At 70.8% G+C, this 13,683-nt stretch carries 11 protein-coding genes; 4 read left to right on the top strand and 7 right to left on the bottom strand.

Going from position 1 to position 13,683, the window contains the following annotated elements:
• Positions 1 to 8 precede the first annotated feature (8 nt).
• The 6 genes from ACZ7L4_RS38490 to ACZ7L4_RS38465 form a co-directional block, all read right to left on the bottom strand.
• On the bottom strand, positions 9 to 1,130 hold the full coding sequence (locus ACZ7L4_RS38490) for a hypothetical protein (RefSeq protein ID WP_472109701.1): 1,122 nt from the start codon (positions 1,128 to 1,130) through the stop codon (positions 9 to 11).
• A gap of 13 nt (positions 1,131 to 1,143) precedes the next feature.
• Entirely contained in the window at positions 1,144 to 4,797 is a 3,654-nt protein-coding gene (locus ACZ7L4_RS38485; protein ID WP_472109700.1) for a bifunctional glycosyltransferase/CDP-glycerol:glycerophosphate glycerophosphotransferase, read from the bottom strand.
• Positions 4,798 to 4,837: 40 nt separating this feature from the next.
• Positions 4,838 to 5,032, bottom strand: a complete 195-nt coding sequence (locus ACZ7L4_RS38480; protein ID WP_422405808.1) for a hypothetical protein — start codon at positions 5,030 to 5,032, stop codon at positions 4,838 to 4,840.
• Positions 5,033 to 5,085: 53 nt separating this feature from the next.
• Positions 5,086 to 6,138, bottom strand: a complete 1,053-nt coding sequence (locus tag ACZ7L4_RS38475; RefSeq protein ID WP_472109699.1) for a glycosyltransferase family 2 protein — start codon at positions 6,136 to 6,138, stop codon at positions 5,086 to 5,088.
• 157 nt (positions 6,139 to 6,295) lie between these two features.
• On the bottom strand, positions 6,296 to 7,039 hold the full coding sequence (locus tag ACZ7L4_RS38470) for a response regulator transcription factor (protein ID WP_472109698.1): 744 nt from the start codon (positions 7,037 to 7,039) through the stop codon (positions 6,296 to 6,298).
• Between the two features lie 271 nt (positions 7,040 to 7,310).
• Complete coding sequence (locus ACZ7L4_RS38465) at positions 7,311 to 9,557, bottom strand: penicillin acylase family protein (RefSeq protein WP_472109697.1); 2,247 nt, start codon at positions 9,555 to 9,557, stop codon at positions 7,311 to 7,313.
• 220 nt (positions 9,558 to 9,777) lie between these two features.
• Between ACZ7L4_RS38465 and ACZ7L4_RS38460 the strand changes: the two genes are divergently transcribed.
• The 3 genes from ACZ7L4_RS38460 to ACZ7L4_RS38450 are packed head-to-tail and all read left to right on the top strand — an operon-like array spanning position 9,778 to position 11,657.
• Positions 9,778 to 10,128: an STAS domain-containing protein gene (locus tag ACZ7L4_RS38460; RefSeq protein WP_472109696.1), complete on the top strand. Its 351-nt coding sequence runs from the start codon at positions 9,778 to 9,780 to the stop codon at positions 10,126 to 10,128.
• 54 nt (positions 10,129 to 10,182) lie between these two features.
• Positions 10,183 to 11,226 (top strand): hypothetical protein, encoded by a 1,044-nt coding sequence (locus ACZ7L4_RS38455; protein WP_472109695.1) that lies wholly within the window; start codon positions 10,183 to 10,185, stop codon positions 11,224 to 11,226.
• Complete coding sequence (locus ACZ7L4_RS38450; protein WP_472109694.1) at positions 11,223 to 11,657, top strand: RDD family protein; 435 nt, start codon at positions 11,223 to 11,225, stop codon at positions 11,655 to 11,657. The genes ACZ7L4_RS38455 and ACZ7L4_RS38450 overlap by 4 nt, the downstream gene beginning before the upstream one ends.
• Here ACZ7L4_RS38450 and ACZ7L4_RS38445 read toward each other — a convergent pair.
• Complete coding sequence (locus tag ACZ7L4_RS38445) at positions 11,648 to 13,075, bottom strand: MFS transporter (protein ID WP_472109693.1); 1,428 nt, start codon at positions 13,073 to 13,075, stop codon at positions 11,648 to 11,650. The genes ACZ7L4_RS38450 and ACZ7L4_RS38445 overlap by 10 nt on opposite strands.
• A 165-nt stretch (positions 13,076 to 13,240) precedes the next feature.
• Between ACZ7L4_RS38445 and ACZ7L4_RS38440 the strand changes: the two genes are divergently transcribed.
• Positions 13,241 to 13,663 carry a DUF7144 family membrane protein gene (locus ACZ7L4_RS38440; RefSeq protein WP_472109692.1) on the top strand — a complete coding sequence of 141 codons (423 nt, stop codon included), beginning with the start codon at positions 13,241 to 13,243 and terminating at the stop codon, positions 13,661 to 13,663.
• The last annotated feature ends 20 nt before the right edge of the window (positions 13,664 to 13,683 follow it).

Raw genomic sequence — 13,683 nt, 5'->3', positions numbered from 1 at the left:
CGGGTTCCTCAGACGAGGGCGTCCGCGGGCTCGGCGGTGAAGGTGACCGTGGTGCGTTCGGACTCGACGCCGCGTGCGTTCGTCGCGAAGACCTTCAGGGTGTGCCGACCGGCGGGCCAGTCGGTGTCACGCGTCCAGGCCCAGGTGCCGTCGGCGCCGACGCCCGTCGTGCCGACGTAGCGGCCGTTCTCCCAGAACTGCACGGTGACGGCTTCGCGAGCCGTGCCGGTGAAGTCCCCCGTGTCGCCGGGGACTTCGACCACCGGCGGCGAGACCCAGGTGCCGGGGGCGGCGGTGGCTTCGAGGTACGTGTCGAGCGCCGAGCGGTCGGCGGCGGGGTCCTCGTAGCCGTTGCGCGCGTACCCGATGCGCGGGGCGATGCCGTCGATGAGGAGGTTCACGATGCCCATGATGACGGGGACGTTCCGGCCGGCGACCTGGGTGTGGTCGGGGACGAAGGGCGAGTCCGTGAAGACGAAGTTGAAGTTGTCGTAGCCGTCGAAGTGCAGCAGGTGGGGCCTGATCTGGGAGGCGTACTGCGCGTCGGAGGGCGAGGAGAACAGATAGATGTTCGCGCCCGTGTTGCGCTTCGCGCGCACCAGGTCCGGCAGGCACGCGTCCAGCGCCCGCACGGCGTCGTCACCGAACCCGTCGCCCATCATGGCTCGGGCCGTCGTGGGGTGCACCTGCTGGACGTACGTGCCGATGGAGAACTGGGGAGCCGCGGCCACGATGTTGCCGAACCCGTACGCCAGGCCGAAGTAGAGGGCCGCGCTCGCGCCCTTGGAGCTGCCCAGCAGGGTGCAGTCGGCGCGCGTGAGCCCGAGGGCGTCGACGAAGCGGTCGATGGTGGCGGCGACGGACCGCTCGACGGCACGGTCGTTGTCCCGGCACAGGTAGTAGCTGTTGTGGCCGTCGAAGCGGTCGCGGATCCACAGGACGTTGGCCCGCAGGTTGTCCAGGACCCCGTTCGACCAGCCGTAGTCCTCGGGGGCGCAGAAGTTGGCGAGGACGACGACGAGGTGCCGGTTGCCGTTCCTGGCCGGGTAGAACCGGTACTCGACGGGGAGTTCACCGGAGGTGTCCGTGCCGGTGTGCAGGCGCCGGCCCTTGCTCGACATGGGTGCCATGGGTGGGGTCCTCTCAGGCCGCGACGCGGTCGTCGTGGTGCGGGGCGGGGGCAGGATGGCCGGTGCCGCGACCGGCGGCGGACAGCATCCGGTCGGTCACGCGGGCGGCCGCGGCGCCGTCGTCCAGGTCGCAGAACTGGCGCTGGAACCGCCGGTACGCGAGGGAGTACCGCTCGCGCAGTCCGTCGACGTCGCGGATGGCGGCGACGAGCTCCTCGGACGTGGGAAGCAGCGGGCCCGGCGCCTGCTGCTCGAAGTCGAAGTAGAAGCCGCGCAGCGTGTCCCGGTAGTGGTCGAGGTCGTAGGTGAAGAACAGCATCGGACGGCCGGTGTTCGCGAAGTCGAACATCAGCGAGGAGTAGTCCGTGACCATCACATCGGTGATCAGCATCAGGTCGGCCATGTCCGAGTAGTCGGTGACGTCCCAGACGAAGCCGTCTCCCGCGCCGGGCACCGGGTCGATCACATTGGGGTGCCGGCGGACCAACAGGACGTGGTCGTCGCCGAGTTGGCGGCGGGCGTCCTCCAGGTCGACACGGAAGTCGAGCCGGTACTTCCCCGGACCGTAGGCGAGATGGTCGCGCCAGGTGGGTGCGTACAGCACGACGCGCTTGCCCTCGGGCAGCCCGAGCCTGCGCCGCACCTCTTCGGCGCGCTCGGCGCTCTCCGGGCGGTGGTGGATGTCGTTGCGCGGATACCCGGTCTCGAGCAGCTCGCCCTCGAAGCGGAAGGCGCGCCGCATGATCGGTGTGGAGAAGGAGTTGGGGGAGACCAGCATCGACCACTGGGCGACCTCGGTGGGCAGCTGCTCCAGATAGCCGTTGTCCGCGAAGTGCAGGGTGTCGATGTCGTGGGCGATCTTCTTCAGCGGGGTGCCGTGCCACGTCTGCACCACGATCTGGTCCTCGCGGCGGCGGAAGAACCGGGGCAGATGGTTGTTGTAGACGAGGAAGCGGCTGCGGGCCAGCGCCTCGTGCCACTGTGGCGACCACATGCGGACGGCCTTGGCGCCCGCCGGTACTTCGAGCTGGTCGTCGCGCACGACCCACAGCAGCTCCAGGTCGGTGCCGCGCCGGACGAGTTCGTCGAAGACTGCGCGGGGGCTGCCCGAGATCTGGGTGCCGCGGAAGCTGTCGAAGAGCACGGCGTCGCGCAGCGGCCGCTTGGCGCACTCCGGATAGTGCTTCCTGCGCAGCAGCTTCTGGCGGTACGGGCCGCGGCCCTCCACCGGCATTCCCGTGCGGGCGAGGAGGGTGAACCGGTCGTGCCACTGCGTCTGGACGAGGTACTCGCGGCCGTCCACGTCGGTGGACACGGGCATCTGGGCGATGAGGTCGCGGTGCACCTTCATCGGCACGTCGAGCGGGGCGGCGTCGCCGGGCTGCACCAGACGGAATCCGAAGTCCCAGCGTCCCGTGGCGAGCGCCGCCACGCCGTTGATGCTCTCCACATGGGCGGGGTCGAGCCGCACCTGGAAGCGGCCCGCAACGCAGCGCACGGGGAAGCGGAGTTCCTCGCGCTTGGAGCGCGGGCTCACCACGAGGCGCAGCTGGTCGCGCTGCCGCTCGGACAGACCTTCGTAGCCGGGGAAGTGGCCCTCGACGGTGAGGGTGCCGTCCTCGTCCCAGACGCAGGAGTCGGCCACCGGGGCCGCGGCGCGCTCGAAGAACACCAGGAAGCCCTGGGCGTTGCGGTGCACCACGGCCTCGCGGTCCACGGCACCCGCGCCGTCCCTGGCAGGAGCGGGATAGGTGCCGTCGGCCACGTCGGGGTTGACGAGGGGGTGGAGGGGGCGCTTGCGGCCCGGGACGTGCAGCGTGGTCTTCCAGCTGGTGATGCCCGACGTCGAGGACACGGCCCCGGATCCGCCGTCGCGGTGGGCGGCCGAGGGGACGAGCCCGGACAGCGGCACGCGCACACGGAAGTGGCACCAACCCTTGCCGCCGGGGGTGAAGACGGCCGGAACCTCGTACCGGCCCGCGCCGCTGAGCCCGCTCAGGCGCAGCGTTCCGCTCTCGGGAGTGTCGTCGAGCAGCGCCACACCGCGCAGTTCCACATGGTCGCCGCGCAGGCTGTGGGCCTCGATCCGGCAGCGGACCCGCTCGACGCGGATCTTGAGCGAGCCGTCGACGAAGAGCGGCACGACGCGGGTGTTCTTCTCCACGTAGAACGGCGCCGGGTGGGAGGCCGTGCAGTTGTCGCCCGCGATGATGCCCTTCCTGCGGTACAGCCCGCGGCTCACCGTCCCGACGCCCACGTCCCAGACACCCTCGACCCACTTGCCGCCGCGCTTGAGGCGCTTCGGGTCGACGGTCGCAGCGAACCCCGCCCAGTCGTAGTTGTAGCGGCTCTGGTTCGAGTACTCGGTTGCTTCCGGGGTGTACGTCGTCCGGGCCCGCACGAGCTGGGGGCGCCGGCCCAGCTTCTTGTTCCGCAGCGCGAGGACCTTGACGGTGTGGCGGCGCTTGTGGATGTTGAGGTTGCGGACGTACGCGCGGCCGGTGAGCCTCAGCTTCCCGTCCTCCCAGTGGGCCGAGGCGAGCGAGGAGCGCATCGTGAACTCACGGCCCAGGCGGTACGCGTCGCGCGGCACGCCCACGGAACGGTCGCCGAGGAACGGGTAGTCGAGGTACCGGCGGAACCGGCGGCGGACCGGGACGGGGCCGCCCCGGCGCTCGAACTCCAGCACCTCGAGGAGCTCGTCCATCTTGCGGGCCCGCACCAGATGCCATTTGACGCGGGTGGTCGCGGGCAGCCCGTCGAGGACGGCGGGGTCGGTGGTGGCCAGATACGCGTTGGCGTGCTCCAGGAAGTGGGCGCGGCACTCCTCGTCGGCCTCGGGCATCGCGTTGAGGTGGTGCATGAGGTCGACGCCGATCGCGGCCTCGTCGTAGCGGCGCTTGTGCTCCGCGAACCCCGGCTCCGTACGGCTGCCGAGATACCCGCTGACTTCCCGTACCGCGGCGATGCGGTCGCGCACATTGGTCAGCGCGTGGTTGGCCTGCGTGATCGAGGGGGCGGCGCCCCCGTCGCGGCGGCGCCAGAAGTACACGGGCGTGCTGACCACGTCGACGGCCGCGGCGCTGTAGTGGGCGTAGAGGTTGACCCAGATGTCCTCGTAGAGCACGCCCTCGGGGTACGTGATCCGCGCGCGGTCCCAGAACGAGCGGCGGAAGACCTTGTTCCACACCGTCCGGTCGTACATCAGGCTCTGGTCGCGGGTGATGTGGGTGCGCCGCCGGTCCCGCTTGAGGTGCTCGTGGTGGAGGTTCGAGGGCCACACCGCCTGCGAGTTCATCATCCGCACATTGCCCGACACGAAGTCGGAGCCGCTGTTCTCCAGCGTGCTGATCAGCAACTCGTGCGCGTAGTCCGGGATGACGTCGTCGCCGTCCACGAAGGCCAGGAACTCGGCCTCGGGGTCGGCCGCGCGGATCGCCGTGTTCCGGGCGTGCCCGGGACCGTGCGCCTCCTGGCGGACGAGCCGGAAGCGCGGGTCCCTGCGGCAGTGTTCGGCGGCCAGCTCCGTGGAGCCGTCGGTGGAGCCGTCGTCGACGAGGATCGCCTCGAAGTCCTCGAAGGTCTGCCGCGAGACGGACCGCAGGCACTCCTCCAGGTACTGCTCGACGTTCTGGAACGGTACGACGATGCTGAGCCGCGGTGGCATGGAAGGGTCCTCCCTGGGTGCTGCTGGGAAATCCTGCGGCTCAGTACGGGCCGGGGCCGCGGTCCTTGCCCGCGATGACCGGGCTGAGGGTGCGCAGGGCGAGGCCGGCGGCGATCAGCGTGAGGCAGCCGACGACCAGGCCGAGCATGGCGAGCGGGCTGAGGGTGCCGGTCATGGCGAGGGCGCCGGTGCCGGCTCCGCCGAGTGCGGCGGCGCTGGTGGGGTTTCCGTACATGGTGCTCAACTCCTTGGCAGGGGTGGGTGAGTGGACGGTGCGGTGCGGTGGGCTCAGGTGGCGACCCAGTGGGCCTCACGGCGCAGCACCAGGTCGACGAGCGAGCGGACGAACACCGCCTGCCGGAAGATGTCGTAGAGCAACTCCGGTATCAGGGGCAGCGCGAGGAGAGTCGCCCGCCAGCCGAGGCGACGCACGGTGAGGGTCCGTTCCACGACGAAGATCAGCATGATCGAGGTCCAGAACAGGGACGTGCCGCCCCAGCCGACGATGGCGAGGTTCAGGACCGCGTACAGGAAGAAGAGGCCGAGGGCGAGGGCGCCGATGCCGAGCATGATCTGCTGGCCGAAGTACTTCTTGGTGACCGAGGTCCAGCCGTAGTCGCGCAGGTTCTCCAGGGCGCCGCGCTGCCAGCGCAGCCGCTGGTGCCAGAGCTTGCCGACCGAGGGCATCACCTCGGTGACCAGCCAGCAGCCGTCGGGGGAGACGGTGCGGTACCCGAGCGTCTTGACCGCCTTGGTGATCTCGTCGTCCTCGGTGAGGGAGGCGAGCGAGTAGTAGCTCTCGCCGCCGCCGATGACCCCGTCGAGGCGGGCCTGGCGCACCTCGCGCAGGACGCCCGCGCGGAACAGGCTGCCGGTCCCGGTGAGGACGACGGCCTCGTTGTGCTTGCGGCGGATCTCCAGGGCGTAGCGCTGGTACTCCATGCGCTGCAGCTGGCCGAGCACGCCGCCGCCGGGCTCGCCGTAGAAGATGCCGCCGACGGCGCCGACCGTCGCGTCCTCCATGGCCTCCACCGCGCAGCCCACGAACTCGGGGTTGAGGACGGTGTCGGCGTCCTGGACGAGCACGAGGTCCTCGTCGGCCAGGTCCGCGATCAGGGGAGCCATGGCCTGGTTGAGGGCGCCGGCCTTCTTGTCCTTGTTGTCCGTGGGTACGAAGACCTCGGCGCCGCAGTGCTCGGCGATGCGGGCGGTGGCGTCGGTGCAGTTGTCGGCCACGACGACGATGCGGTCCGGGCGGACCGTCTGGCGGTACAGGCCCGCCAGCGTGGCGACGATGCGGTCCTGCTCGTTGTGCGCGGGGATGAGTGCGACGAGTGTCATTGACGAGCTGTCCCTTGCTCTGTCGTGGACTGTCGCAGGCGGATCGCCTTGCGACGTCCTCGACTCTGAGCGCGCAGGGGGGCAGCAAGGTCGTAGGAAGGTTGCGCGACGGTTGCAGCGGGCGGCGCGGGCGAGGAGGGGACCTTGGGCCCGGGCCCTACGTCGGGCGGGAGCCGGGCACTACGTACCGGTAGCCGACGCCGCGCACGGTCTCGATGGGCGCCTTCTCCCCGGTGGCGCCCTCGATCCCGCGGCGCAGGCGCAGCACGGCGTACTTCACCTTGTGCGCGTCGCCGTCCTCGCCGGGGCGGCCGCGCCACGCGTGGTGCAGCAGCTGCTGCGGGGTGAGCACCTGGCCCGGATTGCGGGCGAAGGCGTGCAGCAGGTCGAATTCCAGGGCGGTCAGTGGCACGTACAGGCCGCCCATGGTGACCTCGCGGCTGGCGAGGTCGAGGCGGAGGCAGCCGTCCTCGAGGAGCTGCTCGGACGGTGACACGGGCGTCGCGCGGCGCAGCCGGGCCATGATCAGGGCCTTGGCCAGACCCTCGGGCATGTCGTACCAGAGCACGTCGTCGGCGCCGGTATCGAGGGCCCGCAGGGCCTCCGCCGAGTCGAAGCGCCGGGCGGCCACCATGACCCGGAGCTCCTCGGTCATCTCCCGCACCCGCCGGAGCACCTCCCAGGGCCCCGGATCCCGGACGCGAAGACCGAGGATGAGCAGGTCGGGCCGGTAGCGGTACAGATCGCGCAGGACGTCGTGTCCGGTGCGCACCAGGTGGTACGAGAAACGGGGGTCGTCCAGGTCGTCCAGCCACTCCAGGGACACGTCGGGCGCCGCCGCCACCAGGAGCAGCGGGAGGGCCCGTCCGCGCGTGCCACGCCGGGGTGCGGATGCCTGCATAGTCCACATGCTCGGGCCACCGGGACCGTGTGTCGAACGGACCGGACCGGGAGCTGAGCCATGGAGGTGGCCGGGCGTGGGCGGTGCCGGTGTGCTCCGCACCCACCTGCGGTGGGTGTGGCGGCCGGGCCACTGGCCGCTGTGGCCCGTCGCCGCCGATGCCCTCCTGTCGTACGTGTGGGTGGTGATGCTGCCCGAAGCTGCCCTACGCCTGCCTGCTGCTGCCGATCCACCCCCTGGCGTACTGGACGATCAACGCGCTGGCCGTCGGTTACGACCCCGGCCGGTACCTGCGCTCCACGTGGCCCTTCAGGTCCTCCGGATAGAAGTACACCGGGCGCAGGTCGCCGCTCGCGTACCGCTTCACCTGGTCGCCGAAGTGCGGGGAGTCCGGGTGGCCGCTGGCGCCGCCCGCCGTGATCGCCCAGGCCCGGAGCTTCGGGCCGAATTCGACGACCGCCACGAAGCTGTTGCCGCTCGTTCCGTAGTAGCGCTTCGTCCCGGGGTAGCGCTTCGCGCCGAAGGAGGCGAGCGAGCCCCACTGGGCGGAGGTGAAGGGGACCGGGTAGCTGGGCTTGCTGTCGTCGAAGGTCTGGGTGACGGCGCCGTCGTTGCGCTGGTAGCGGTTGATCTCGGACCACGGGACCCGCCAGCTCCCGAAGTCCTGCGTCAGACGGTCGACCGCCGATTCGAGCGCGTCGACGCGCTGTGCGTCCGTGGCGCGGTCGGCCATGTAGTCCCAGACCGAGAGGTGCGCGTCGGCGGCCGCCTTGGAGACCAGGGCCCAGAGCGCCTCGCCCCAGAACACCGCGAGCGAGGTCGCCGTCGACTTCGCCGACCAGCGGTGGTCCCAGTCGCGCAGCAGGTCGGTCGGGGCCGCGAGCTTCCGCTTGCGGGCGCTGCCCGCCGGCAGCCCGTCCGCCGCCTTCACCAGGCCGGGGAGGAGGCGGGCGAACGCCGTCAGGTACGGGTCGAAGGCGCCCTCGATGAGGGACTGCGGGGTGAAGTCGTCCCGCGAGGTCAGGACGCGGATCGCGTGCGGGCCGCGCGGGTTCTCGCCCGCCTTGTCGAAGTAGCGCGGGTAGTCGGAGGCGTGCGGGCTGTCCGCACCGGCCGCCGTCCAGGGCCAGTTGTTGCTGTTGAACGCCCAGCCGCTCTTCGGGTTCACCGCCTTCGGCATGCTGTCCAGGGTGTGCAGACCGTGCCAGTCGGTGGCCGGATCGCTGCCGTCGACCGGCTTCATGTAGTCGAAGCGGTCGTCGCGGACCGGCATGAACTGCGGCATCAGGAAGGCGATGTCGCCCTTCGAGTCCGCGAAGAGGGTGTTGTTGGAGCTGTTGGCCTTCAGCTCCGCGACCTTCAGGTACTCGGCGTAGTCGCGGGTCGTCGTGCGCAGGTAGCTCTGCTTCAGGGCCTCCACCGGCTTGTTCATCAGCGCGCACGCGATCCACTTGCCGTCGGCCTCGCGGACGATCGGGCCGTGGTGGGTCGCGTACGTCGTGAAGGTGTGGTGCTCCGTGCCGCCGCTCTCCGTACGGACGGCCAGGGTGATGTCCTGGGACGTGACGGGGCGGTGCTCCTTGCCGTAGCGGTAGGTGTACGTGCCGTCCGAGGCGCGGTCGACCGTCTCCGCGAACTCGTCGATGTTGTCGACGCCGCTCGACGTGTGCATCCAGCCGGTGTTCTCGTTGAACCCCTGGTAGATGAAGAACTGGCCCCAGGTCGCGGCGCCGTAGACGTCGAGGCCCTCCTCGCTCGTCACGTGCTGTTCCGCGCGGAAGAAGAAGCTGGTGTGCGGGTTGATGAGGAGGAGAGCGTGGCCGTCGCGGGTGTGGGACGGGGCGATCGAGATGCCGTTGGAGCCGGACGGTTCGCGGAACTTGAGGCCGCGTTCCTCCTCCGTCAGTGGGACCTCGCGCTGTGCGTAGAACGCCTCCAGCTGGCTGAGGGCCACGGATTCGATGTCGCCGCCGATGCTGCCCTCGGAGAAGCTCAGCGGCATCCACGGCTCGAAGTGCGTGAGGACACGCGGGTGTACGTCCGGGTGGGTCGCCAAATAGTAGTTCAGGCCGTCGGCCCAGCCGCGCATCAGGGCGCGCAGCCACGAAGGACACTTCGCGTACTGCTTCTTGAGGTCCTCCGGGTCGATGAACAGGCGCTGGCGCAGGTCCTGCCAGAGCGCGCTCTCGCCCTCGGACTCGGCGAGGCGGCCGAGGCTGACCAGGTAGTTGCGCTCGATGCGGTTGAAGTCGTCCTCGGCCTGCGTGTACATCATCCCGAACACGGCGTCGGCGTCCGACTTTCCGACCACGTGCGGGATGCCCCAGTCGTCGCGGGTGATGGTCACCCGGGCCGCCTGTCTCTTCCAGCGGGCGAGGTCGGCGGGGGACGACGGGGCGGGGGCGGCGGACGCGAGGCCGGAGGGCAACGTTGTCGCGGCGACGGCGAGGGTGGCCGCCCCGCCGATCACCCGGCGGCGGCTCGGGCCGTTGTGCGGTGCCTGTTCTGTGTGACTCATGCGGTGCTCCACCTTCGTCAGGGCCGTGCGGGGGGTGGGAACGTGTTCACGGTGCGACGGGGTCGAGACTAAGAACCTCCCGGGCGATGATCAACAGTGCGTGCGGGACCGGTCGTTGCCGGTTGCCCCGCCTGCGTTCACCCTCGCGGAGCGATGCCGGTCCCGCGGTGCGGTGACGATGCTGTTCTCCCAAGTCCGGAGCGCTCGGGGGGACTCATTCATGGCATGGAACGTTCCGCTCGTGGTCCGTCGGCCGAAGGCCGTGGTGTCCCGGACGGAGACCGCGCCCGTCGTGGTGCGGCGCGTCGCGGGATGTGTGGTGATCGAGGTGTGCGCGGCGATCGGTCCCGCCGAGGAGGCGTGGATCGGGCGGGTGCTGCACGGGGCCATCCGGCCGGGTGGCACGGGGGTCGTGGTCGACCTGCGGCAGGCGCGGGACCTCGGCGCCAGCGGCCTCAGCGTGCTGCGGCTCGCCCGCTTGCTCGCGGCGCAGCGCGGCGTGGCGTTCGGCTTCGCCGGCGAGCGTCGTCCGGTGCCCGAACTTCCGCCGGGCGGAGGGGCGTACGGGTGACACTCACCCGCCGCGGAGGATGCCGGGCACACGGTCGGCTGCTTCGGTCGCGTCATGGTCGAGGCGAGTACGGACGGCGCGGTGACGATGGTCGGCCGGATGGCGCGGGGCGCGCTCGGCGTGCTGGGGGCGGTGCCGCGGCTGGTCGTCCGACGGTCGGTCGGCCTGGTGCTCGACTGCCTGGACCTGGACGAGCTGGTCGAGCGGGTGGACGTGAACCGACTCGCGGACCGGGTGGACGTCGACCGGGTCGCCGCCCGCGTGGACGTGAACGGGATCGCGGCGCGGGTGGATGTGGCGGCGGTCGTGGCCCGGGTGGACGTGAACGCGATCGCTGCGCGGGTGGACGTGTCGGCGGTGACGGACCGGGTGGATGTGAACGCGATCGCGGATCGGGTGGATGTGGATCGGGTCGCGGGGCGGGTGAACGTAGACGCGGTGGCCGACCGGGTGGATGTGGATCGGGTGGCTCGTCGCGTGGACGTGGACGGGGTGGCGGATCGTGTCGATGTGGATCGGGTCGCTGCGCGAGTGGATGTCGACGGGGTGGCGGATCGCGTGGATGTGGATCGGGTCGCAGCGCGCGTGGACGTCAATGCGGTTGCCGACCGCGTGGACGTGGACCGAGTGGCCGATCGGGTCGACGTGGACGCGGTGGCCGATCGGGTCGACGTGGATCGGGTCGCAGGTCGGGTGGATGTGGATGCGGTGGCGGATCGCGTGGACGTCGACCGGGTTGCCGCTCGGGTGGATGTCGACCGCATCGCCGCCCGCGTAGATGTCGATCGGATCGCCGCCCGGGTCGACGTCGATCGCATCGCGAGTCGCGTGGATGTCGACCGGATCGCCGCTCGCGTGGACGTCGACCGCATCGCCGCCCGGGTCGACGTCGATGCCGTGCTCGTGCGGTTCGATCTGGTGGGGATCACCAGGGGGGTGTTGAGGGAGATCGATCTTGGCAGGATCGTGCGGGACACCGGGGGAGGGCTCACCGTGGAGGCGGTCGACGCGGTGCGGGGGCTCGGGGAGCGGGGGGACCGGAGGGTCAACCGGTTCGCCGACAGGGTGTTGCGGCGGGCCGGGAGCGGGGACGCGTGACCGGCGGGCGGGAAGCCGCCGGGATCGTCTCGCGTGGCCTCGCCGCCCTGGTCGACGCGCTCGTGCTCGCCCTGGTCGGGCTGGTCGTCGAAGTCGGCGCCGGGTGTGCGCGGTTGATGGTCGTCGGGCCGCCGTTCCAGTTGCCGGACGTACCCAACTGGCTTGCCGGGCCCGTTGGGTGGGCTTTCGCCGTCTGCTATCTCGGTGGGGCGTGGGCGGTGGTCGGGGCCACGCCCGGCGGCCGGCTCATGGGGGTGTGCGTGACCGATCGGGCGGGGCGGCGGCTGCGGGCGCCGCGGGCCCTCGCGCGGGCCGCGCTGTCGGTGAGCTTTCCGCTGGGCCTGTTCTGGATCCCGTTCAGCAGACGCAGGGCGGCGTTGCAGGACCTCGTGATGCGCTCCACGGTGTCGTACGACCGCGGCTACGAGTGAGGTGGTGGTGTGCGCGGCAGCAGCGCCGCCGCCCACAGGCCGCCGAGCCCGATCACCGCGAGGACCACCAGCGCGACGGCGTAGGGGCCGACGGCCGGATCGGCGACGAGGATCGTGCCGGCGAGCGCGGTGCCCACGGAGGAGCCCAGGTTGGACACGCTGCGGGACAGGCCGGAGATCTCGCCCTGAAGGTCCTCGGGGAAGCTGGACTGCACCACGTTGACCGACGGGGTGAGCATGAGGCCGACCCCCAGACCGATCAGCAGGAGACCGGGCGTGGAGGCCCACGCCTTCGGGGAGCCGTGGGCCACGGCCAGCAGGACGCCGATGCCGCACACCGTGACGACGAATCCGGCCATGATGAGGCTGCGCTGCTCGCGGCGCTTGGCGAACCGCTCCGCGCCCAGCGAGGTGATGAGCAGCCCCACGGTCGACGCGGTGAAGATGACACCGGTCTCGATGGCGTTGTAGCCGCGGACCACCTGGAGGTACGCGGCGACCACGAACGACACCCCCATGAGCATCAGCCACTGCGTGTGCTGGGTGATCAGTCCGAGGTTCGACGCCCGGACGTGGAACAGCTGCGTGGGGAGCAGGGGTTGGGCGCCGGCCCGCTCCCGCCTGCGGACCCAGCGGAGGAACGCCAGCAGGACCAGGGCGCCGAGCACGAGGAGCCCGCCCATGAGCCACGCGTTGTCGTCCGCCACGAGGATCCCGAGGACCACGAGGACCAGCCCGGTCGCCGACAGGACCGCGCCCACCGTGTCGAACTCGCGCTCCCGGTCCGGCGGGAGCGGATCGTCAAGGCCCCGGCTCAGCAGGATGATGGCCGCGATCACCACCGCCTGGAACACGAAGGACGCCCGCCAGCTGATCGCCGACGTGATCAGACCGCCGAGGAGCGGACCCGTCGCGGCACCGATGCCCGCGAAGGCCATGATCGTGCCGAACGCCCGCGCCCGGCCCGCCACTTCGGTGAACAGGAGGGTGGTGAGGATGTAGACCGGGGGAATCAGCAGGGCCGTGCCGATGCCCTCCAGGATCGAGTTGCCCAGGATCAGCAGACCGAGGCCCGGCGCCGCCGCGCTGAGCAGCGCCCCGACCCCGTAGACCGCGAGGCCGAGGACCAGACAGCGCTTGCGGCCGTAGCGGTCGGCGAGGATTCCGCCGGGAATCATCAGCGCGGCCATGACCAGCAGGAAGATGGTGATCGCGGTCTGCACGCCCTGCACGGTGGTGTCCAGGTCCTTGCTGATGTCGTGGATCATCACGTTCATGTTCGACCCGGCGAAACTGCAGATGAACTGGGCCAGCGCGAGCGGCGCGAGGACGCGGCGCCGCCTGCCGCGGTCCGGGCCGGGGCCGACGTCGGGCCCTGGCGGCTTTCGGCCGTCGGCCGCCTCGGGAGTGCTCGCCACGCTCATCGCCTCGCTTCAGCTCGCTGCCCGGACCCCCGACAGCCTCCGGGCAGGGCCCCGCGCGGTCGTCACCCCCGGAGGGTGACGACCCGGCTCCTCCGGGCCATGACACTCGGCGGCACAGCGGTGCAATCGGCACCCTCCTCAACCCTTGGGGGTCCTGTGATGGCCACCTCGACCACGTCGCAGCACGGCATGGGCAGCGCGAAGGAAGCGGCCGCCGGCGGGCTGACCGTCTTCGCGGCGGTGATGCTCTTCATCTCGGGGACCTTGGGCTTCTGCCGCGGCCTCATGGCGGTGCTGAAGGACAACGTGTTCCTCAGGACGCCCGACTACACCTTCGAGTTCGACCTCACGGCCTGGGGCTGGATCCACATGCTCCTCGGCGCGGTCGCCGTGATCGTCAGCTTCGGCCTGTTCGTCGCGATGAAATGGGCCAGGATCCTCGGCGTGATCCTCGCCGTTCTCATCCTGATCGGCAACTTCCTCTCCATCCCCTACTACCCGTTCTGGTCCCTGACGCTGATCGCGCTCAACGCGCTGGTGATCTGGGGCCTGTGCGTGGTGAAGCGGGACACGCTGTACTGACCGAGTGATCGAGGTGGCTC

The organism is Streptomyces sp. NPDC107575 (genome assembly GCF_055657265.1).
This window is presented reverse-complemented; position numbering and strand designations above follow the sequence as displayed.

Coding starts and splice junctions, on each gene's coding strand:
- ACZ7L4_RS38490 (WP_472109701.1), bottom strand. CDS start 1,130: ATGGCACCCATGTCGAGCAAGGGCCGGCGCCTGCACACCGGCACGGAC.
- ACZ7L4_RS38485 (WP_472109700.1), bottom strand. CDS start 4,797: ATGCCACCGCGGCTCAGCATCGTCGTACCGTTCCAGAACGTCGAGCAG.
- ACZ7L4_RS38480 (WP_422405808.1), bottom strand. CDS start 5,032: ATGTACGGAAACCCCACCAGCGCCGCCGCACTCGGCGGAGCCGGCACC.
- ACZ7L4_RS38475 (WP_472109699.1), bottom strand. CDS start 6,138: ATGACACTCGTCGCACTCATCCCCGCGCACAACGAGCAGGACCGCATC.
- ACZ7L4_RS38470 (WP_472109698.1), bottom strand. CDS start 7,039: ATGCAGGCATCCGCACCCCGGCGTGGCACGCGCGGACGGGCCCTCCCG.
- ACZ7L4_RS38465 (WP_472109697.1), bottom strand. CDS start 9,557: ATGAGTCACACAGAACAGGCACCGCACAACGGCCCGAGCCGCCGCCGG.
- ACZ7L4_RS38460 (WP_472109696.1), top strand. CDS start 9,778: ATGGCATGGAACGTTCCGCTCGTGGTCCGTCGGCCGAAGGCCGTGGTG.
- ACZ7L4_RS38455 (WP_472109695.1), top strand. CDS start 10,183: ATGGTCGAGGCGAGTACGGACGGCGCGGTGACGATGGTCGGCCGGATG.
- ACZ7L4_RS38440 (WP_472109692.1), top strand. CDS start 13,241: ATGGCCACCTCGACCACGTCGCAGCACGGCATGGGCAGCGCGAAGGAA.